Genomic DNA, 19,073 nt, shown 5'->3' with positions numbered 1-19,073 from the left:
CAGCAGCAGACTCACGGTTTCCACCTCATCACCGCACTGGAAACGGTGCACATTCCTCCGTACGAGGTGGCGCACGATCACTTGTACGCCGACAACAGCCAGTCGAAGGCGGTCGGGCCACGTCCAGCGCGGGCTTCTGCAAGCCTGGCGCCCATGCGGTCCTTGTTCGTCGGATGACAGCGGGCGAGCCACATCTCAAGCTGACGGGCAGTTTCGTGGTGTCCGAGGCTCTGACGGGAAGCTTCGTGGTCACGCCACTCGATCACGAAGTCGCCGTCGTCCGGTGTCCCGAAGCCGCCGTGGAGGCAGTCTGCGAAGGCATCGAGGTTCCGGCCGAAGTAACCACCGCAGCCGATGCTCTCGCCGGCAACACGCCAGAAGTCCTCAAGCGTCTTGACCTGGCTGCCGTCCAACACATATCTCACCGTCACAGCCCGCAGACTACGTCCGGCCTGGCGGCCTGCCTATCCGTTTTGAACCCGTGCTGTTCAGGCAGCACCTCGCACCGGTTCGCCTGAACATGTGCGCTTTGCTGAAGGTCTTGTTCGAGGTCGGGATGATGGAGCCCTTCTCGTAACGCTTGGAGTTGACCTGGAAGACCAGGTTCGCCTCGGCCCGTTCCTGCGCGGGCTGGGTACGGGCTGGGACCTGCACGAGTACTGCCACTCCGCCCTGACCCATCTCGGCGAGCAGGGTGCCTCGCTGTCGATGCTGATGGCGAGGTCCTGGCACAAGAGGCCGGAGAATCTCCGTCGCTACTTCAAGCCCTCCCCGGAGACGATCTCCGAGCTGACCGGCCTGCTCGCCTCCGGCGACGCCCGCCGTTGACCGTCTGCGCTTGACAGGGCTGGCCGCGTGGGTGGTGGGCCGTTCAGCGCGGAATCACCCAGCCCGGCCTCCAGGTGCCGGCGGCGTCGTGGTCGGCCGTCGTGGCGGCGAGGTGGGTGCGGAGGGTGGCCAGCGCCGGGTGGGGGTTGTCGCGGTGCCAGAGGAGCGAGTGCGGGTAGACCGGGGTCGGGTCGATGACCGGGATGCGGCGCAGGTCGTGGTCGGCGGGCCAGATGAGGCGGGTGGGCTTGCCCATGAAGGTGGCCAGGGCCGGGGTGTCGGAGATGGTGTCGAGGAGGGCGTCGGAGCCGAAGTTGGGACCGGTGGCCTCGATGGTGAGGCCGAACTCGGCGACGAGGTCGTCGTAGTAGGCGGCCCATTCGGTGCCGGGGGCGATGCCGGGCATCCAGATCCGGTGTCCGGTGAGCTGGGCGAGGGTGACCGAGCGGGCGCCTGCCAGTGCGTGGCGGGGGCCGGTGAGGAGTTGGAGCGGCTCGTCGAAGGCCCGGACGGAGGCGATGTCCTCGGGGAGGGGTCGGCCGGGCGCGGCGACGGCGCGGAAGGAGGCGTCGATGGTGCCGGAGCGGATGGCGGTGACGGCGGTCTCGATGTCGAACAGCATCATCACGTCGAGGTCGATCTCGGGGTGTGCGCGGTGGAAGCCACGCATCAGGCCCGACTGCGCGCTGCGCGAGGCGATCACGTCGACGCGCAGCGGACGGCGGCCGGGGCGCACGGACGCGCCTGCACGCTCGGCGACGCGCAGCAGCTCGCGTGCGTGGGGCAGGAACGCCTGCCCGTCGATGGTGAGCTCGGCGCCGCGCGGCATGCGGGTGAACAGCCGAACGCCGAGGGTGCGCTCCAGCGCGGCGATGCGCTTGGAGACCGCCTGCTGGGTGATCGACAGGTCGGCGGCGGCTTTCTGGAACTGGCCCGCTTCCGCGACGGCGACGAAGGTACGTACTGCTTCGAGATCCACGCCGACCCACCTTAGTGAACAACTGATTGTTGTGGATTGCTGGCAGGTCAGTTGTTTGACCTGCTGTTGCCATGCCCGCTTATCTCTCACTGGTCAACGTCAGTTTGTTCGGGTGGGGCCTCAAGGGGAGTGCGCTGAGCATGGTGGGCAGGAGACGGTTGGGCCGGCAGTTCGGCTGGCTGTGGGCGTCATATGCGGTGAGCGCATATGGGTCCGGGCTGGGGTTCGGGGCTTTGCCGCTCATCGCCGTGCTGGTGCTGCATGCCGGACCCGCTGAGGTGTCCGCGCTGTCGGCGGTGGGGCCTGCGGTGGGTGCGCTGATTGCGGTGCCCCTCGCGCCGTGGGTGGAGTTCCGGCGCAAACGCCCAGTCATGATCATGATGGACCTGGCGCGGTTTGCGGCCATGGCGACGATCCCGGTCGCCTACGCCTTCGGGTGGCTCAGTTTCGTCCAGCTGCTCGTGGTCTCGGCTCTGGTCGCCGCAGCCAAGATCGCGTTCAATGCGGCCAGCGGGGCTTACCTCAAGGCCCTCGTGTGGCCGGATGACCTGCTCGTGGCAAACGCGCGGTTCGAGTCCACGAACTGGAGCTCCATCGCGGTCGGGCCGCCGCTGGGCGGGGCGGCGATCGGCCTGTTCGGGCCGGTCACGACCGTGGTGGCCGACGCGCTCAGCTACCTGCTCTCCGCGCTGGGCATCACCGCGATCCGCGGCCGAGAGCAAGCGCCGAGGACGACCGACAAGAGCCCGGTCCGGGCGGGCGCACTGCTCGACGGCTGGCGACACCTCATGGGCCACCCCGGTCTGCGGGCGCTCTACCTCAACAACATGCTCGTCGGCGGGCTGATCATGGCCACCGAGCCGCTGCTGGCGGTGCTCCTGCTTCGCCAGCTCGGGTTCCCGCCCTGGCAGTACGGCCTGGCCTTCGCCGCCCCCTGCCTCGGCGGGCTCATCGGCTCCCGGCTGGCCCGCCGTGTCGTGGCCCGCTTCGGCCGGCACTGGGTCTTCCGGACCGTCGGGACCCTGCGCGCCATCTGGCTGATCGGCCTGGCCTTCGTCCGTCCCGGCGTCGTCGGCCTCGTGACCGTGATGGCCGTCGAGCTGGCGATCATCATCAACATGAGCCTGTACAGCCCGGTGCTCGCCACCTACCGGCTCGAACACACCCCCAAGCATCTCGTCGCCCGCACCCTGTCGGCCTGGTCGATCGGCCAGCAGGCGTCCATCGCCGTCCTCACCGCACTCGCCGGGCTGCTCGCCGACGTCACCAGCCCACGCACCGCTCTCACGGTCGCAGGACTGCTCATCCTGACCACACCGCTCCTGCTTCCCCGGCCCGACCAGACGTCGCAGCACGAGCCGGAACTGTCCCGCAGCCATTCATGAGGCACCAGACCTTGCCACCCGCAGGCCGCAGTCGGTCTGCCGGTGCGCGTCCGCGTCGACCAGGCACACCACCAGCAAGGAGAACACGCGCGTGAGCACTGCCCCAGCACGCGAGCCGATCCCACCCACGGCCGCCGCACCCACCAGGTGTGGTGGCCCGCCCGCAGGACGAGCAGCGCCGGCAGCAACCCGGACAACCACCAGGAGAACACTGCAGCTTCCGAACGACGGAGCTTCGCCAGTGCTCGCGCACCAACACCGAGGGACTGATCGGCGCGATCATCGGGACACTGACCTCCCGGCCACACTGCTGCCGGCGCGGCACGACGCCACCGGCAACCTGCGGCTGATCGCCCGCACCACTGCCCTGCCCACCCAAGCGCGCCGCGACCTCGCCCCGCACCTGCACCCGGCTGACCCCGATCATCCCCAAGGGCTGTCCCGCAAATGATCTCTGTATGACGGATGGCTGGAATACGCTGCGGCAGGCGTGTGCCTCGACATCTGTGTGCGTGGGAGCGGTGCAGACTGTCGGCATGGCCGAGAACGAAGCGCGGATCAGCCCTCCTGAGTCACTCCTGCAGTTGATCGGCAATCTCGCGCGGTTCCATCGCGAGCATGAGGAGTACTACTCTGAGGCGCCGCTGCGGCAGGCCAGTGAACTGCAGGCGCGCTCTCGGGTGCTGAAGGCGCTGGCCGACCGGTGGAGCGAGGTCAGCGTGAGTGAGTTGGCGTCGTCGGTCGGGTTCACTGGTGCGGAGGACCTGAATGCCCCCGGACTCGTCGCCGAGTCGGGAGTCCTGTTCATGGAGGGTGAGGGCGAGCCGGCCGAATTGCAACGGTTGAAGCGTGAGGTCCGACAGGTCGCGGATGACGCCGAACAGTCGGGTGCCTGGCTGGCTCAGGCGATGGAGCAGGCATGGGAGATCGCGGGGGGCCTGGCCGTCTACCCCGCGCTGGCCGACCTGCTCGGGGAACGGCACCGGATCATTTCCAATGACTGGCAGTCGGCTGCACTGCAGTCCCTGATCGCGCGGCTGCTGCGGCGCGCCCTTGACCTGCTGGCCAAGGTCGACTTCGCGCCGGCGGCACTGCGGGCCGACCTGGCAGGTGAACGGCAGGCCCCCGCCTACCTGCACTCGGCTTCCGAGCTGCTGGACCGGGCGGCGGACCTTATGGCGGAGTCGGCGATGCTGGTGCATGACAACGAGCGGCGCTGGCGCATCTTCCGCGCTCGCGTTCGCGAGTTGCAGTCCGCATAGGCAGGTCTGCAGGGTGGACCCTGTGCGCAGGGGCCGGCTCTGGAGCCTGCTGCTGGAGGACCGGGTGCTCCTAGCCACCGCGTACTGGCGGACCACCCCAACAGGTCGGCACCTCGGTGTCCAGACGCTCTACGAGCTGGCCGCGCCCGAAGCCGGATGGTGGACGTCGGTGACCTCAGGCCTGGACGTATGTGAGGTTGTTGCGTTCGATGGCCGCCATGTGCGTCTCCGCCCAGGCGCGCAGCGCGCCGAGCGGGGCGTCGAGGGAGTGGCTGCAGGACGAATCCCCCATGGGAGCGGCCGCGTTGGCCGGCACCGGCTTCCCCATCGACCGGACCGCTGTCGCCCAGGCTCTCGGATTCGATCGCCCAACGGCGAACTCCCTGGAAAGCGTGGGGGACCGGGGCTTTGCGCTCGACTTTCCGGGCGCCGCCGCATCCGTCGCCCTCGACCTTTCGAGGTTCGGAGCCGAGCCTGTCTTCTGGTCGTCGCAGCCCGTCGGCCTGATCTCGCTCCCCGACGAGCTGGTGAGTTCCTCGTCGGCCATGCCGCAGTCAGGATGCGTTCAGGTAGCCGCTGGCACGGTTGTGCCTCATGACCTATGAACTCTCCGAAACAACGGGAGCCGCGCGGGATACGGACGGTCCCACCCGCCACGCACACCGCCTCCGGCTGAACAAGGTTCCCGAGGTCACCATCTGGTTTTGGGTGATCAAGATCCTGTGCACGACCGTCGGTGAGAGCTTCGCCGACTGGATCAACATGAAGCTGGGTGTCGGCCTGGTGAACACGGCCTGGATCTTCACCGCGGTGTTCGTCGTGGTCCTGGCCGTCCAGCTGCGGCTCAAGCGGTACGTCCCGTTCCCGTACTGGCTGACCGTGGTCGTTGTCAGCGTCACCGGCACGCTGTACACCGACATCCTGACCGATCACCTCAACGTGCCGTTGTGGATCAGTTCCGCCGTGTTCTCGGTCTTGCTCGCGGTGGTCTTCGGCACCTGGTGGCTGCGCGAGCGCACCCTGTCGATCCACTCGGTCACCACGCTGCCGCGTGAGTCGTTCTACTGGCTGGCTGTTCTCGTCACCTTCGCGCTTGGCACCGCGACCGGCGACTGGACCCTGGAGCTCACCGGCTGGAGCCCGGGAGTCTCGGTGCTGCTGCCGCTCGGCCTCATCGCGGCGATCACACTGCTGTGGCGGTTTGGCGCGAACCCGGTGCTGTCCTTCTGGCTCGCCTACATCCTGACCCGCCCGCTGGGCGCCAACATCGGCGACTGGCTCGGCTCCCCGAAGGTCGCTCAGCCGGGCGAGCCGACCGGTCTCGCGCTGGGCACCTTCACCACCAGCTTGATCTTCCTTGGCCTGATCCTGGCGACCGTCATCTACCTGACGGTGACGCGCTCCGATGTGAGCGAGACCTACGACGCCACGCACACCCCGCAGAGCACCGCCAACCCGCAAAGGGAGCACGTCGCGCTGGCGGGCTTCGGCCTCCTCGCCGTCGCCACGGGATTCCTGCTGGTCTGGGCGCACAGCCAGCCGCACGTCGGTCCGGCGCCGGAGACCGACGCCACCTCCACCGTTCACCTTGCCCCTGGCCAGGCCGTGAAGAAGTTCCCGTCCACGAAGGTCGACGCGCTGAGGACACTCGCATCGACCTCGCTCAAGGACGCACAGTCGGGAAACGCGACCGGGGCTCACGCGGCTGCCCAGTCGCTGCGAGACCTCTGGGATGCCGACCAAGCCACGTTGCAGCCGCTGGACAATACTGGCTGGACGTTCCTCGACGCCCAGATGGACCAGGTCCTGAAGACCTTCGGCATCGACCACCCCAACCCGCCGATGTCGCCGGCGCAGCAGGAGGCTGAACTGAACACCCTCCTCACCGATATGCGCTGACGGACCTGATTGGCGGCGACTCCGCCCGCTGGAGTGCCGCCAATCACGCTCTTTCGAGGCACCGTGACTGCATGATCGCCGGCGCACCCCCCCTTCGCCCAGGTGCCGCCCGAGCCGCTGCGCGTCCCCGACGTTCCTCTGTTCGAAGTCTGCTCCACCCCTACCGCCTCCTGCGGCACGCCGAGCTGTGGCGCGCTCTCGTGGTGCGGACCGGCTTGCCGCGCGGAAGCCTGTCACATGTCCCCACCGGGTACGGCCGCAGCCCGTGATGCCTTTGAAAGTCCCGGGTCGGCGCCCCCCTTGCATCAGTGGAAGTTGACGGTGTGACCCAGGGGGTAACGGCCCGGCTGCGGATAGACCGCGAGGCCGTGCGGGCCGCTGCCCACCCTCATAGGGGCGAACTGTTCACCGGAGGGATTGCCAGTTCAGGGCGAGTCCGCCGGCAGGGTGGTGAGGTGCGCAAACATGTGGCCCAGCTGGCGGACGGGGCCTGGAATCGGGCGGCGTAGGACATACGACGGCCCGGCCGAGCCTCCCGACGCAGCCTTTTCGTGGCTTGGTCAAGGGGCGGTGGCAGGTGGAGGGTTCGGGGTGGATCTCTTCGAAGACGGCGGACGGGCAAGGGCGGAACTGAAGGTCGTGACCGGAAGGTGCCACGGCACCCTGCCGCCGGGGCGAGGACGGCGGGGTGGCGGATGCCGCGCGGCGGTCAGGATGCGTTCAGGTAGTCCGTGACACGGTCGGACCTCATGGCACACGAGACTTCAGGATTCACGGCGGCTTCATCGGTTGAAGCCGCGGCGTCTTCCGGCAGCCGGTTGCGCTGGAACAAGGCGCCCGAGGTCACCGTCTACTTCTGGATCATCACGGTGCTCTGCGCGACGGTCGGCGAGACTGCCGCCGACTTGCTCGAGGAGAAGGCCGGGCTTGGCCTGACCAGTGTGTCCGTGTTCATCAGCGCCCTGCTGGCGATCGTCCTGGCCGTGTGGGTTCGCACCACTGCCTACCGTGCCGGCGTGTACTGGCTGGCTGTCGCGCTGATCAGCGTCGTCGACACGTTGGTCAGCAACGATCTCACCGGCGACATGGGCGTGCCGCTGGAGACCAGCACCAGCGTCTTCGCGATCGTCCTCGTGGTCGTCTTCGTGGCCTGGTATTGGCGCGAGCGGACGCTGTCCATCCACAGCATCGACACCCTGGGCCGTGAGTCCTTCTACTGGCTCGCCGTCCTGTTCACGTTCGCCGTCGGGACGACCGCAGGCGACCTGGTCTCCGAACGGATGGACTTTGGCTACTGGTTGTCCATGCTCCTCTTGGGCCTGGTCATCGCCGCGGTTGCCCTCGCGCACTTTGCCCTTGACCTGGACGCGGTGTGGAGCTTCTGGATCGCCTACGTCCTCATTCACTCGCTCGGCGCGTCCGTCGGCGGCTACCTCTCGCAGCCCAACCGTGACGGCGGCCTCGGGCTGGGCACCGCCGTCACGAGCGCGCTGTTCCTCAGTGTCATCCTCGGCCTGGTGGTGTATCGGGCGGCGCCCCGGGAGGACGTCGGACACCCGCAGCAAACCGCGCGCCACGCCGCCTGAACGGGATGGGGCAATCGTGCTGTAGGGCGCCGACTGGGCGGACTCGTGAACCGTTTGCCGACCCCCGGGTCCGCGGGGGACTGCGCGACCAGCCACGACAGGCAGACGATCGGCGGCCCATGGTGGCCCGGCTGCGGGGTCGCAGATCGGCACAGCCCGCAGAGCGCTCAGCGGCTCAACCGCCGCCGTACCCGCCGTACTTGCACGTTGTCCGCGACCGAGTCGAGGAGTCGGCGCCCGGTGCGGGACTCGTAGGCCGTGCCCTCCAGGCGGAGCAGGGCGCCGTCGCGGACGACGGCGTATGCGACCGGGGTGTCCGTCTTCGGGAGGGTGACCGGGTGGCGGCCGGCGGGGAGTTTGAGACGGGTGAGGAGCCGCAGTTGGACCGTTGTGCCGTCTGGGGCGGGGATCAGTTCGGCGTCCAGTGTCAGGGCGGAGATTGTGACCTTGATGCGAGCCGGGGCTCCGTCTGCCCCTGCCGCGATGTACGGCAGCGGGAGCGAACGTCCGCCGCGCCCGGTGTTCGCCGCGGCGGCGCCGGCCGTGTCTGGGCCGAGTTTGCGCTGGCGTTGGTCCACGTCGAGGGCGAGTTGGCGGTCGGCCGTCCAGTTCGGGAGCGCCAGGCGGCCGTCGGTCAGCGCGGGGCCCGTGGCCGGGGCGCCCGGAGTGGCGTCGCCGGTGACGCGGACCATCCGGTCCCCGCCCAAACATCCGTCCACGACGACGCCACCCCCGTCGCCGTAGCCCCCCCCGCCACATGCTGGCCACCCAACTACTGCGCCTGCGCGCACTGGGCTACCAGGTGAAAGCGGGCGTGGAAGCCGAATTCGTCCTCTACACGGACGGGCCGTCCGGCCGCGAACCCGCGTGGAGCACCAACCTCGACTACGCACTGCAACACCCGCCCGCCGTCAGCGACCTCTTCCAAGCCCTCGGCGAGGCACTGGGCGACGCCGGGATCGTCCACGAGGCCTTCAAGACCGAGGGAGCACCAGGACAGCGCGAGGTGACCTTCGCCTACGGCGACGCCCTGGCCGGCTGCGACGACTACGCCGTCTTAAAACACCTCACCATCACATCGCAGGCCGGCCATCTGCCGCAGGAGGCCGCCCACGTGAGCCAGGCGGCCACTCACCCGGCCAACCGGGCATCCGGCAGGCCCGCCGGCGGCTCGATCGACCGGACTTCCTCGAACACCGCGGGCGAAGTGCGTCGCCTCGCCCGCAGGTGCCTTTCCCTGATCGGGTGTCAGGCCGAGGACCGGGAAGCCGCCCGGTGGTCCTACTGCGCGGCTCGGAAGGAGGAGGCCCAGGTGCGGTCGCGGCCGGGCAGGCCGCCCGTCCCGATCTGGCAGACGTAGGGGCAGAAGATGCTGTTGAGCACCCAAGGGGCACTGCTCGCACCGAAGTTGGGGATCGGCGCGCCCTCGGTGATGCCGTAGCTGGACACGGCTAGTTTACCGGTGTTGCGCATGCGCGCTATCCAGTTCGTGATGAAGGTCGAGTGGTTGGCGAACCACGTGTTGGAGAGCAGGAAGTCGTTCCACTTCTGCTCCGTGAAGGGGTTGTTGGCGGCATCGTGGATGACCTGCCACACCAACGTGCCCGCCGGAATGCCGTAGGCACTTGCGAACGAGGGGTTCACCGGGTCGCTCATGTGCTGCTTCCAGAGCTGGATCAGGGAGAACTCGGTGGCCAGGAACGTCTGGTCCGCGCGGAGGTAGGGCAGGATGTAGTCGAGGTACTTCTGCGCCGCGTCGATGCCCGCCACGTGCGGGTGGATGTCCGTACCGGCGATATCAGCGTTGCCGGCCACGAAGGTCATCCAGCGGTCGGTCTGCGCGTCCTGGTTGGCGGGGTCCTCGAGGCCGTTGAGCGCCCCCATGTAGAAGACGGTCTTGCAGGTCGTGCCGAAGTACGTGCTCCGGTACTGGATGGCGTGCTGGGCCAGCGCCTCGTAGAAATCGTTGATGGCGGAGGCCGTACGGTCCGCCTGACTGGTCTCGTAGAACGGCTCGTTGCCGATGGTGACGATGTCGACTTTCCCGAGCACCGCCACCAGGACCTTGTCGAGCCGGGTCAGGGCGGTGTCCATGGCCGCGGTACCCGGCGCTGGAAGCGTAGTGTCGTGGTACTGGAACTTCGTGGAGAGCACCGTGCCGTAGCCGTTGGACGACGCCTGCAGCAACGTCGCCATCCCCGTCTGCGTCGCCGGATCCCCCGAGTCGGCGTCGGACATCAGGTAGAAGCCACGCATCCAGGTGGCGGAGACAGCGCCCAGCTCCGCGTAGTCGATCATGTCCAAGGACTCGTTGTAGTTGGCGCCCAGGACGCCCGAGGCGGGGGGCGCGGTCACCTGGTTCACGACCGCACCGGCCGGCACCGCGCCGAAGGAACCGCCGGCGTCGGCCACGGCCACCGCGTCGCGCCCGCCGTCCGCGCTGCGGGCCGCCAACCCGGCCGCCGCGAGCGCAGCGCCTGTGGCCAGGCCGAGCAACCCGCGCCGGGACGTCGACTTGCGCTGCGGCCCACCACCGGATTCCGTACCACTTCCCTGCATGTGATCGCCTGCCCTTCCGTTAGGTTTCATCAGCGAAAACAGCCCTCGCATCCCGGGGGGCAACGGCTGTTCAGGGCACGTTGCCGCCTCCGGCTTCGCGTACGTCGGTGTGCCGTTGGACGAACCGGTTGGCGCGGTCTTGTCCTTGCTCGGGATCACAGAAGCTGACCCCGGGTCCGCCACCTGTCCGCCCCCGCACCGGCGAAGAGGGAGAGCAACAGGTCGGGGCCTGTCTCACCGCGCGAAGGATGCCCGACTCGCCCGCACCGGCATGGCGCGTGAGGACGGCGAAGAGCGGCAGGACCACGAGACTTGCCTCAAGGGCAGCACGCGATGACGGACCGGTGACGGCGTGGGTGCCCCGCACCCCGCGCCGCCGGCCGCCGCGTGGACGGTCAGCCCTTCATCGTCTGCCCGAGGTTCCGGCGCTTGACGTAGACGCGGTTGCCCGCCGGGCCCGTCCATTCCATCCGGACGACACCGGGGACGGCCCCCTGGGCGATCCGTGACGGGTCAGACCAGTAGCCCTGGTTCGGGTTGCGGAAGAAGGTCGACCACAGCTCTCCGTCCTGGTCCACGAAGAAGTTGTTGTGACCCAGCCCCACACCGGCGGTCCAGCGCTCGGAGTACGGGCCCTCGAAGCGGTCCGCGACGGCGAGCACCGAGTCGTACTGGTACTGCTTCGTGCCCGCCACCTTGTTGTAGGCGGACTGTGTGGTGCCGTCGGCGCCGGTCCATTGCCGGTCCCAGATGGCCTGGGAGAGGAAGTACTTGCCTCCGTGCTTGAAGACGTACACGCCCTCGCGGTACGGATCGGGCGTGTAGGGCGTCTGCGCGAACAGTGGGAGGTTCGTCGGCGTGACGATGTCCTCCATGTCCGGCCGGAACTTGGCGTACAGGTCGTTGTGCAGTACGAGCCAGGCGTTGTCGTCCTCGGAGAAGAAGCTTCCGTCGATGTGGAAGTACGCGCCCGGCTTGATGAAGTTCGGTCCCCCGATGAAGGAGTCACCGAAGGGCTTGTCGACGTTGCCCTCGATCAGCCGGTACGGGCCCTCCAACCCGCCCTCGCTCACGAGCATGAACGAACCGACCTTCTGGGAGTGGTCGCCCATGCAGGCCACGATGTACCACTTCCCGTTGAAGCGGTGCACCTCCGGCGCCCAGACCTCGCCGCGCTTGCCGAACATGTCGTCGTACCAGTATTCCTGCCACGGTGCGACGACGGTCCGACCGGTCGTGTTCTCGTCGACGAACTCGGACGACCACACCTTGCCCTTCTCGGCACCGGGCCGGATCCCGGTGGTGTCGATCAGCCGCCACGGCCCCGTGAGGGAGTGCGCTACCCACAGGAAGATGCCGTCGTTCCAGGGGGCGGCGATGCTGAGCCCGGGCGCGCGGGTGGTGCCGGTGGCGACGTAGAGGGGGGCACCGCTGCCGTGGTCCTGGAAGCAGTTGACGTAGACGTCCCGCATCCACACCACTCCGCGGTCCTTGTCACGGGGGCGCAGTTCGAGTGGAAGGATGTAGGAATTGTCGTCACGGGGCCACAGGTCCACCCGGGTATCGGCGGTGCCGTACGGCTTAAGGTCGGGCCAGTTCGGCGGGTAGCGCCGCATGGACCCCAACGCCGCCGCTGCCGGATCGGACACCGCGTGGGCGGCGTTCATCGGCAGGGCGGCAGCGGCTCCCAGCCCGATGGCACCGGCCAGTAGGGACCGCCTGCGCATTCCGTCCTTGTCAAATCCGGTCATCAGTCACATCTCCTTCGTTGTGCGGGATGCGGCCGAGCCGATCGCTCCTGCCGTCCCTGGGCCGAGGGTCGGTTCTTCTGCCGGCCGGCCCCGGCCGCGACGCGTGCATCCGGACCTGCTGACGACCACGGCGCCGTCGTCGACGAAGTCCGCGACGGTGTCGTACAGGGTCGTCCGGGAGGATCCGGTGAGCTCCCGGAGCCCGCTCCGGTCGAGCGGGCCGTGCCGGCACAGCAGTTCCAACAGCACCTCGTGCTCCGATCCACTACGTCTCGGAGGAAGGTCCCTGGTTGGCATGCCGCACAGCATTCAAACGACCGCCTCATTAGGTCAACAGTCCGGATAAATAATCCGGACGACCTCCCTCCCCGCCGTAGCCCATCCGACAGGGTGTTTCTGCACGTCAAGGAGGTGTGCGAGCTCCCCGCCTGCTACGTCAAGATTGCATAACGCGCGCGACCCTCCCGGACAAGCTGCACACAATGGCGCACGTGCACCGCCGGCCCGGCAGAGATCAGGCGGAGGTGCAGAGGTACTGACCGTGGTCCGCCCGGGCGCTTCAAAGACGCATGTGCCGAACGAACGTTGCCGCTGTTCACGGCATTGCCAGAACCGGAACCTTGGGCCTCCTCCGCCGGGTGGACCGGGCGAGCCGCACTGCCGCGTGTGAGGATTTTGCCGTTTGCTTTTGCCGGAGCGTTGACGAAATACCTCGGCCTTCCTACCTTGACCTGTATGCAGAAGCCCGCAGGAGCGCACGCCCTGGTGAGGCGGACCCATGAAGACCGCGTGCTGCGCGCACTCCAGGCGAACGGTGTCATGAGCCGCGGCGAGATCGCCCAGGTCGTCGGGCTGTCCCGCACGACCCTCTCCGAGATCACCGGCAACCTCCTCCAACGAGGGGCCATCGTCGTCCTGGACAAGGACGCCACCCACCGACGGGGCAGCGGACGGCCGGCCGAGCGCCTCGCGCTCGACCCCGCGTCGGCGCAGTTCATGGGCGTCGACTTCGGGCACCGGCGGGTCCACGTCGCCGTCGCCGACGCTTCGCACGAGATCATGGTCTCGGGGTCGGTCCGCTACGACGACACGGCGTCCTGGCAGACACGCACCGAGCTCGCCCTGGCACTCGTCGACCGGCTGGGCTCCCAAGCCGGCGTCCGCTACGGGGCACTTCAGGGCATCGGCATCGGCGTCCCGGGTCCCTATCCGGCGCCTGAAGAGGTCGCCTGGCCCCGCACCACCACGGGCGCGACGATTCTGCGACCGGCTCCGGACGGGGTCGACGCCGCCTTCGCCGAACGCTTCGACGCGCCCGTGATCGTCGACAACAACACCCGCCTGGCCGCTCTCGCCGAGGCGATCACCGGCGCCGACAGCGTCGCCGATCTGCTGTACGTGCGCCTGGCCGACGGTGTGGGCGGCGGGCTCGTCATCGGCGGCCAGCTGGTCACCGGCTCCACCGGGCTGGCGGGCGAACTCGGGCATGTGACCGTCGAACCGGTGGGCCGTCCGTGCCGATGCGGCAAGCGCGGATGCCTGGAGACCGTGGCCTCGGCGCCAGGCATCCTCGCCACCTGCTGGGAGTTCGGTCTGCACCTGGACGGCCCCGAGGCCCTGGCGGAGGCCGTGTCCCGCCGGCACCCCGTCGCGGAACGCGTGCTGCGGGAGGCGGCAGCGGCGCTGGGACGGGTCCTGGGAGCCGCGACGATGGTCCTGAACCCGGCGAAGGTGGTCGTCGGCGGAGATATCGCCCGGCTGTCACCCGTGATGGTGGATCAGGTGGCCGCCACTCTCGCCGGCGAACTCTTCCCGATCGCGGCGGCCGGTCCCGTCGTCGAGGCCGCGCGGCTCTCGGACGAGGACGGCGCCCTCGGCGCGCTCGCAGCCGTCTTCCACAACTCCCCCCTTCTGGCGAAGTACCCCGAAACCGCCGACGTGAAGGACCGTTCCGATGCATCCGCCCCGACCCCAGGAAGTGCCGCCCAAGTCCGTTCTTGACAAGCAGGGTGCCGACCAGCGAGACCCCGTGCCTCACGAGACGCGGGGCGGGTCGGCCGACTCCGGTGCCCAGGGCGGCCCCAAGAACGCCGGGGCTGTGAGTCGGCGGGCCACCGCGGGCTGCTCCCGGTCCTGAACGCCGTGTTCGTCCTGCTGGGCATCGGGCTGTGGTGGGTGCCGGCTGGGCTGTCGCGGGCTTCACGCTGCCGACGCCACCGCAGGTCGTCTCCCGGGCTGGGACGCTGATCAGCAACGGGTGCAGGACGTCACCAAGACGTGCCACCTGGGTCGCGAGACCTTCACCGCCCTGGACAACGGCTCGCTCGACAATCGCGGACCACGAGTGCGGCACTGTCGTCGGGCCCTCGGGCTGCGGCAAGAGCACCCTGATGAACTCCTGCCGGGCTGGAGACCCCCCACCGCTGGCCAAGCCGTGGTGGACGGTGCCCCGGTCTGTGGGCTGGGGCCCGCACGCGGCGTGATCTTCCAGTGGTACGCCCTCTTCCCGTGGCTGACGATACGTCAGATCGTGAAGTTCGGCCTCCGGTCCACGGGCGTCCCCAAGCGGAAACGACGAAGCCGGGCCGAGTACTTCATGGAGCCGGTGGGGCTGCAACGCTTCGCCGACGCCCCCTCCGTCCTGCCGTGGACAAGCCGTTCGGGCCCCGGACGCGCCGACCCGGGTCAAGCTCCAGGAACAACTACGTGAGTGCAACGAGGAGTTCGAGTTCCTCCTCGGCCCCCAGTTCGCGGCGCTGCGCAACCGGGTGTGGCACTCCGTCCCATCACCAGGAAGGCCGCGCCGCGCTCCCTTCTACCGCCCACTGAACATGCTCAGCTCGCGGTTTTCACCTGGCGCACCAGTTCGAGATAGTGCTCCCAGTCCCAGTTGGCCCCAGGGTCGGTGTGGGTGGTGCCGGGCACCTGGTGGTGGCCCAGGATGTGGGTGCGGTCGACGGGAATGGCGTAGCGGACGCACACGGCGGCGGTGAGCGCCGCGGACGCGGCGTACATCTGCTCGGTGAACCAGCGGGTGGAGTTGACCCAGCCCTCGTGGGTGATGCCGATGCTGCGGTCGTCGTAGTCGGGGTGACCGGCGTGCCAGGCGATGTCCTTCTCCCTTACACACTGCCCGACGTGGCCGTCCGCCGAACGGACCACGTAGTGGGCCGAGGTCTTGCGGCCGGGCTTCTGGAAGACGGTGACGGCGTCGTCGAAGTGCTCCTGCGTCACGTGGATGAGCACGTAGTCGATCGGATGGCTGTGAGGACGTTGCGCGGTGCGGAAGTTGGTGCGGGCGGCGGGCAGCCACTGGGCGCCCGGGTGGTCGACGACCGCGGCAGACGAGCCGCCGGCCGCGGAAGCGGTCCCGCTGGCAGCCGCGGTCGCCGCCGTGGCCAGGGTCACGGCGGCCGCACCGCGCAGGACCGTACGGCGCGACGGGTCGGCCTGCTGGTTGGCGTCGCCGAGGTGGTTAAGTCCGGTCATGCTCCGTCATCCTCCGAGGTCCGGTACCAGTTGTGCTGGGCGAGCCTGGGCTCGTAGACGCCTTTGGGGAGGTCGTCGGTGAGCCGGACCGCCCATCGCTGCAGCCGCTGCATGAGATCGGCCTTGACCTTGCGCAGGCTCGGATCGTCCCAGCGGTTGTGCAGCTCCATCGGATCCTTGTCGAGGTCGTAGAGCTCACCCACGTGGCCGACATGCTCGTAGAGCTTCCAGTGGTCGTGCCGGAGCATCCGCGACGAACCACTCTGCGTCACGCTGTTCAGCTCGTCGTACCTGCTGCCCTGGTAGGGGAAGTGAAGCGGCGGCCGGGCGTCGGCGGGGTAGGGCAGGCCGCCGAAGCCGCGCTCGGTGACGATGTCGGCGAACTCCGCGGCAGGGTAGTCGGGGCCGGTGAGCATCTGCCACAGGCTGCGGCCCTGGACGCCCAGCGGGATGGGGCGGCCGATCGCCTCGCACACCGTGGGCAGGATATCGGCGATCGAGACGAAGTCCGTCTTGTTGTCCTGCACCTTGATGCCGCAGCCGTGCACGATCACGGGCACGTTCGCCAGGACCTCGGGGATGCCGGCGCCCTTGCGCTGCAGGCCGTACTCGGCGGTGTAGTCGCCGTGGTCGGCGAGGAAGATCAGCAGGGTGTTCTCGTACAGCCCCTGTTCCTTGAGGTGGTCGACGAGCCGGCGCCACTGGTCGTCGATGAGGCGGAGCATGCCGCAGTAGGTGGCACGGTAGCGGCGCCAGAGGCCGTCGTAGCCAGGGCGCTTCTCCTCCACGAGGTCGCGCAGCCACTTGTAGGCGCCGCCCTTGGCCTCCGCGTCCGCCGGGCCGGTGAGCCGCTCCGGGATCTCGTCCTCGGAGAACATCGAGTAGTACGGCTCCGACACCTGGTACGGGTTGTGCGGCTCGGGGGTGGAGACGAAGGCGAAGAACGGCTTGTCGGGGTCCCGCGCGTCGATCTGCTGGATGGCGTCGGAGACGATCCGGTACGGGTACTGCTGCTGCGCCGGGAACGGCGTGGGCGCCGTCGTCGGGCCCATGTCGATGGAGTTCAGATAGGCGGTGAAGGCCCGCTGCTCGGTGGTGTTGTCCGGCGCCTTAGTGTGCCCGTACTCGGAGAAGGCGTCGTACTCCGCCGGGTTGTCCCGGTACATGTGCGTCTTGCCCGCGTAGAACAGTTGGTAGCCGGCGCCGCGCAGGACATCGACCAGGTCGTCGCCGCGTGACACCTGCGTCGTGTCGGTGTTGGAGTTCTGCCGGACGCGGTGGGTGCTGGGCCATCTGCCGGTCAGCAGGCTGGTGCGCGCCGGGACGCAGGCCGGAGCCGTGGTGTACGCGCGGCGGAAGCGGGTGCCCTGGGTGGCGAGGGAGTCGAGAAAGGGCATCGTGTCGAGTTCGAAGCCCACGCCCTTGGTGAAGTCGGCGCGGACCTGATCGGACATGCAGAAGACGATGTTCGGAGCGGTCGGGCAGGTCACAGTGTTCCCTTCCAGTGGACAACGCGTTCGGGGCAATGGGGCGGGGACGCGGGTCAACCCGCCCGTGCGTGACGTCCGTCGACGCCTCGCTGGGGGGGATCGCGTCGCCCTGGGCCTTCACCCGCCGATGTCCTGGCCTCGGCTCTGTCGCTGGACGTAGAGGCGGTTGCCCTGCGGGCCGGTCCACTCCAGGCGGACGACGCCGGGCACCGCGGCGTCGGCGATGCGCGTCGGGTCGGCCCAGTAGCCGAAGCTCGGGTTGCGGAAGAAGGTCGCCCACAGATGACCGCCCTCGTCCGCGAAGACGCTGTTGTGGCCGCCGCCCACAGCCGCGGTCCAGCGCCGGGAGTACGGGCCCTCCAGGCGGTCGGCGACGGCGACGACCGCGTCGTACTGGTACTGCGTCCCGCCGCCGCTGTAGGCGTGGCGGATGCGGCCGTCGGCGGCCGTCGAGGTGCGGTCCCACGCGGCCTGCACCAGGAAGTACTTGCCGCCGTGCTTGAAGACGTAGGCGCCCTCCAGGTACGGCTCGGGGCTGTAGGGCTGCTGCTGGAACGCCGGGAGGTTCGTCGTCGGGACGATGTCCTCCATGTCGTCCCGGAACGGGGCGTACACGTTGTTGTGCAGCACCAGCCAGGCGTTGTCGCCCTCGGTGAACATGCTGCCGTCGATGTGGTACCGCGCTCCGTGACCGATGTACGGCGCGTCGGGCAGCGGATCGCCGAACGGCTTGTCGAGGTTGCCCTCGGCGAGCCGGTACGGACCCTCGACGCCCCCGTCGCTCACCAGCAGGAACGAGCCGACCTTGTGCGCGCGGTCGCCCATGCAGGCGACGATGTACCAGGTGCCGCGGAAGTAGTGCACCTCCGGCGCCCAGACGTTGCCGCGCTTGCCGAACAGGGCGTCGTACCAGTACTCCTGCCACGGGGCCACGACCGTGCGCCCGGGCCGGTTCTCGTCGACGAACTCGGGCGACCAGACCTTGCCCTTCTCGGTGCCCGGCCGGATGCCGGTGGTGTCGGCCAGACGCCAGGGGCCGCGCAGGGAGGTGGACGTCCACATGAAGATGCCGTCGTTCCAGGGGCCGGCGGTGTCGAGGCCGGGCACCCGGGTGGTGCCGGTGGCGACGTAGAGCGGGCGGCGAGCGTCGACCCGGAAACAGTTGACGTAGAAGTCGCGTATCCAGACCCGCCCGAGTTCCTCGTCGCGTGGGCGCAGCTCGAGCGGCAGGATGAGGGAGTTGTCGTCGCGCGGCCGGAGGTCCAGGCGGTCGTCGGCGAGGCCGTAGGGTTCGGGGTCCGGCCAGTTCGCCGGGAAGTGCCGCGGCTCGGCGGCGCGGGCCGGGCCGGCGGTGACTGGCAGCGCGGCCCTGGCCGCGAGACCGGCGGCTCCGGCCAGCAGCGACCTTCTCGGCAGGGCGTGCGAAGTCATCGTGCGCGATCTCCTTTGTCGTCGTCCGTGCCATCGGCTCGTCCGGACTCGGCGGCGGGCGCGCTGCGCACCGCCGTCGTCGTCCTGGTGTTGACGGTCAACAGCTCCACGGGGCGGCCGCGCCTGCGCCAAGCCAGTGGGGCGCGGTGGATCACCACAGTGCCGTCGACCACGAGTCTGGCGACCGCGTCGTACACGGTCGTTCTGGACAGGCCGCTGAGGTTCTGGAGTCCGCCTCTGCTGAGCGGACCGTGTCGGTGCAGCAGTTCGAGCACGAGTGCCTCGTGCCGTCGGCCGGTTTGTATCGGGGTGCCGTCACTTTCAGGCATGCGGCACAGCATGGGAACGCCCGCTCTTTTGTGTCAACAGTCCGGATGAATAATCCGGATGACATGAGCCGGTCCACTACGGTGC

At 68.9% G+C, this 19,073-nt stretch carries 18 protein-coding genes and 4 pseudogenes; 9 read left to right on the top strand and 13 right to left on the bottom strand.

Annotated features, from left to right (window positions below; all coding sequences use genetic code 11):
• Positions 1–77 precede the first annotated feature (77 nt).
• A complete protein-coding gene (locus tag ACIBN2_RS46395; protein ID WP_399143838.1) occupies positions 78–431 on the bottom strand; it encodes a barstar family protein in 354 nt (117 codons plus the stop codon).
• Between the two features lie 97 nt (positions 432–528).
• A pseudogene (locus tag ACIBN2_RS46390) lies at positions 529–633 on the bottom strand (ATP-binding protein); the annotation flags it as partial.
• Between ACIBN2_RS46390 and ACIBN2_RS46385 the strand changes: the two are divergent.
• Positions 622–828 (top strand): annotated as a pseudogene (locus tag ACIBN2_RS46385) (site-specific integrase); the annotation flags it as partial. The pseudogenes ACIBN2_RS46390 and ACIBN2_RS46385 overlap by 12 nt on opposite strands.
• Before the next feature lie 43 nt (positions 829–871).
• Here ACIBN2_RS46385 and ACIBN2_RS46380 read toward each other — a convergent pair.
• Positions 872–1,807 (bottom strand): LysR family transcriptional regulator, encoded by a 936-nt coding sequence (locus ACIBN2_RS46380; protein WP_399143837.1) that lies wholly within the window; start codon positions 1,805–1,807, stop codon positions 872–874.
• Positions 1,808–1,947: 140 nt separating this feature from the next.
• Here ACIBN2_RS46380 and ACIBN2_RS46375 point away from each other — a divergent pair, with 140 nt between their 5' ends.
• The 3 genes and pseudogenes from ACIBN2_RS46375 to ACIBN2_RS46365 all read left to right on the top strand — a co-directional run.
• Positions 1,948–3,192, top strand: coding sequence for an MFS transporter (locus ACIBN2_RS46375; RefSeq protein ID WP_399143836.1), 1,245 nt, complete (start codon positions 1,948–1,950; stop codon positions 3,190–3,192).
• Between the two features lie 536 nt (positions 3,193–3,728).
• Positions 3,729–4,454 (top strand): hypothetical protein, encoded by a 726-nt coding sequence (locus ACIBN2_RS46370; RefSeq protein WP_399143835.1) that lies wholly within the window; start codon positions 3,729–3,731, stop codon positions 4,452–4,454.
• Positions 4,455–4,470: 16 nt separating this feature from the next.
• Positions 4,471–4,569 (top strand): annotated as a pseudogene (locus tag ACIBN2_RS46365) (IS5/IS1182 family transposase); the annotation flags it as partial.
• A gap of 60 nt (positions 4,570–4,629) precedes the next feature.
• Here the strand turns inward: ACIBN2_RS46365 and ACIBN2_RS46360 are convergent.
• The gene (locus ACIBN2_RS46360; RefSeq protein ID WP_399143841.1) at positions 4,630–4,782 is read right to left on the bottom strand and encodes a hypothetical protein; all 153 of its coding nucleotides are present in this window, start codon (positions 4,780–4,782) and stop codon (positions 4,630–4,632) included.
• Here ACIBN2_RS46360 and ACIBN2_RS46355 point away from each other — a divergent pair.
• The 3 genes from ACIBN2_RS46355 (at position 4,745) to ACIBN2_RS46345 (ending at position 7,939) form a co-directional block, all read left to right on the top strand.
• Positions 4,745–5,059, top strand: a complete 315-nt coding sequence (locus tag ACIBN2_RS46355) for a lyase family protein (protein ID WP_399143834.1) — start codon at positions 4,745–4,747, stop codon at positions 5,057–5,059. The two genes, ACIBN2_RS46360 and ACIBN2_RS46355, sit on opposite strands and share 38 nt — an antisense overlap.
• On the top strand, positions 5,049–6,353 hold the full coding sequence (locus ACIBN2_RS46350) for a hypothetical protein (protein WP_399143833.1): 1,305 nt from the start codon (positions 5,049–5,051) through the stop codon (positions 6,351–6,353). Before ACIBN2_RS46355 ends, ACIBN2_RS46350 begins: the two co-directional genes overlap by 11 nt.
• A 749-nt stretch (positions 6,354–7,102) precedes the next feature.
• The gene (locus tag ACIBN2_RS46345; RefSeq protein ID WP_399143832.1) at positions 7,103–7,939 is read left to right on the top strand and encodes a hypothetical protein; all 837 of its coding nucleotides are present in this window, start codon (positions 7,103–7,105) and stop codon (positions 7,937–7,939) included.
• Between the two features lie 167 nt (positions 7,940–8,106).
• Here ACIBN2_RS46345 and ACIBN2_RS46340 read toward each other — a convergent pair whose 3' ends face one another.
• Positions 8,107–8,658: a hypothetical protein gene (locus tag ACIBN2_RS46340; RefSeq protein ID WP_399143831.1), complete on the bottom strand. Its 552-nt coding sequence runs from the start codon at positions 8,656–8,658 to the stop codon at positions 8,107–8,109.
• Positions 8,659–8,696: 38 nt separating this feature from the next.
• On the opposite strand from ACIBN2_RS46340, the gene ACIBN2_RS46335 reads away from it, so the two are divergent.
• Entirely contained in the window at positions 8,697–9,299 is a 603-nt protein-coding gene (locus tag ACIBN2_RS46335; RefSeq protein ID WP_399143830.1) for a hypothetical protein, read from the top strand.
• Here the strand turns inward: ACIBN2_RS46335 and ACIBN2_RS46330 are convergent.
• The 4 genes and pseudogenes from ACIBN2_RS46330 to ACIBN2_RS46315 all read right to left on the bottom strand — a co-directional run bounded on the left by ACIBN2_RS46330 (position 9,221) and on the right by ACIBN2_RS46315 (position 12,546).
• Positions 9,221–10,498 (bottom strand): hypothetical protein, encoded by a 1,278-nt coding sequence (locus ACIBN2_RS46330; protein WP_399143829.1) that lies wholly within the window; start codon positions 10,496–10,498, stop codon positions 9,221–9,223. The two genes, ACIBN2_RS46335 and ACIBN2_RS46330, sit on opposite strands and share 79 nt — an antisense overlap.
• A gap of 170 nt (positions 10,499–10,668) precedes the next feature.
• Positions 10,669–10,811: pseudogene (locus ACIBN2_RS46325) on the bottom strand (MFS transporter); the annotation flags it as partial.
• Between the two features lie 82 nt (positions 10,812–10,893).
• Positions 10,894–12,249, bottom strand: a complete 1,356-nt coding sequence (locus ACIBN2_RS46320; protein WP_399143828.1) for a family 43 glycosylhydrolase — start codon at positions 12,247–12,249, stop codon at positions 10,894–10,896.
• 3 nt (positions 12,250–12,252) lie between these two features.
• Positions 12,253–12,546 (bottom strand): hypothetical protein, encoded by a 294-nt coding sequence (locus ACIBN2_RS46315; RefSeq protein WP_399143827.1) that lies wholly within the window; start codon positions 12,544–12,546, stop codon positions 12,253–12,255.
• A 438-nt stretch (positions 12,547–12,984) separates the two neighbouring features.
• Here ACIBN2_RS46315 and ACIBN2_RS46310 point away from each other — a divergent pair, with 438 nt between their 5' ends.
• Positions 12,985–14,250 carry an ROK family transcriptional regulator gene (locus tag ACIBN2_RS46310; protein WP_399143826.1) on the top strand — a complete coding sequence of 422 codons (1,266 nt, stop codon included), beginning with the start codon at positions 12,985–12,987 and terminating at the stop codon, positions 14,248–14,250.
• An 834-nt stretch (positions 14,251–15,084) separates the two neighbouring features.
• On the opposite strand, the gene ACIBN2_RS46305 is transcribed toward ACIBN2_RS46310, so the two are convergent.
• The 4 genes from ACIBN2_RS46305 to ACIBN2_RS46290 form a co-directional block, all read right to left on the bottom strand.
• The gene (locus ACIBN2_RS46305; RefSeq protein WP_399143825.1) at positions 15,085–15,738 is read right to left on the bottom strand and encodes an N-acetylmuramoyl-L-alanine amidase; all 654 of its coding nucleotides are present in this window, start codon (positions 15,736–15,738) and stop codon (positions 15,085–15,087) included.
• Positions 15,735–17,228: a sulfatase-like hydrolase/transferase gene (locus ACIBN2_RS46300; protein ID WP_399143824.1), complete on the bottom strand. Its 1,494-nt coding sequence runs from the start codon at positions 17,226–17,228 to the stop codon at positions 15,735–15,737. Before ACIBN2_RS46300 ends, ACIBN2_RS46305 begins: the two co-directional genes overlap by 4 nt.
• 117 nt (positions 17,229–17,345) lie before the next feature.
• Positions 17,346–18,659, bottom strand: coding sequence for a family 43 glycosylhydrolase (locus ACIBN2_RS46295; protein WP_399143823.1), 1,314 nt, complete (start codon positions 18,657–18,659; stop codon positions 17,346–17,348).
• Complete coding sequence (locus ACIBN2_RS46290; protein ID WP_399143822.1) at positions 18,656–18,988, bottom strand: hypothetical protein; 333 nt, start codon at positions 18,986–18,988, stop codon at positions 18,656–18,658. Before ACIBN2_RS46290 ends, ACIBN2_RS46295 begins: the two co-directional genes overlap by 4 nt.
• Between the last annotated feature and the right edge of the window lie 85 nt (positions 18,989–19,073).

It is taken from the genome of Streptomyces sp. NPDC050534 (genome assembly GCF_044457745.1).
In the GTDB taxonomy this organism is placed as follows: domain Bacteria; phylum Actinomycetota; class Actinomycetes; order Streptomycetales; family Streptomycetaceae; genus Streptomyces.
This window is presented reverse-complemented; position numbering and strand designations above follow the sequence as displayed.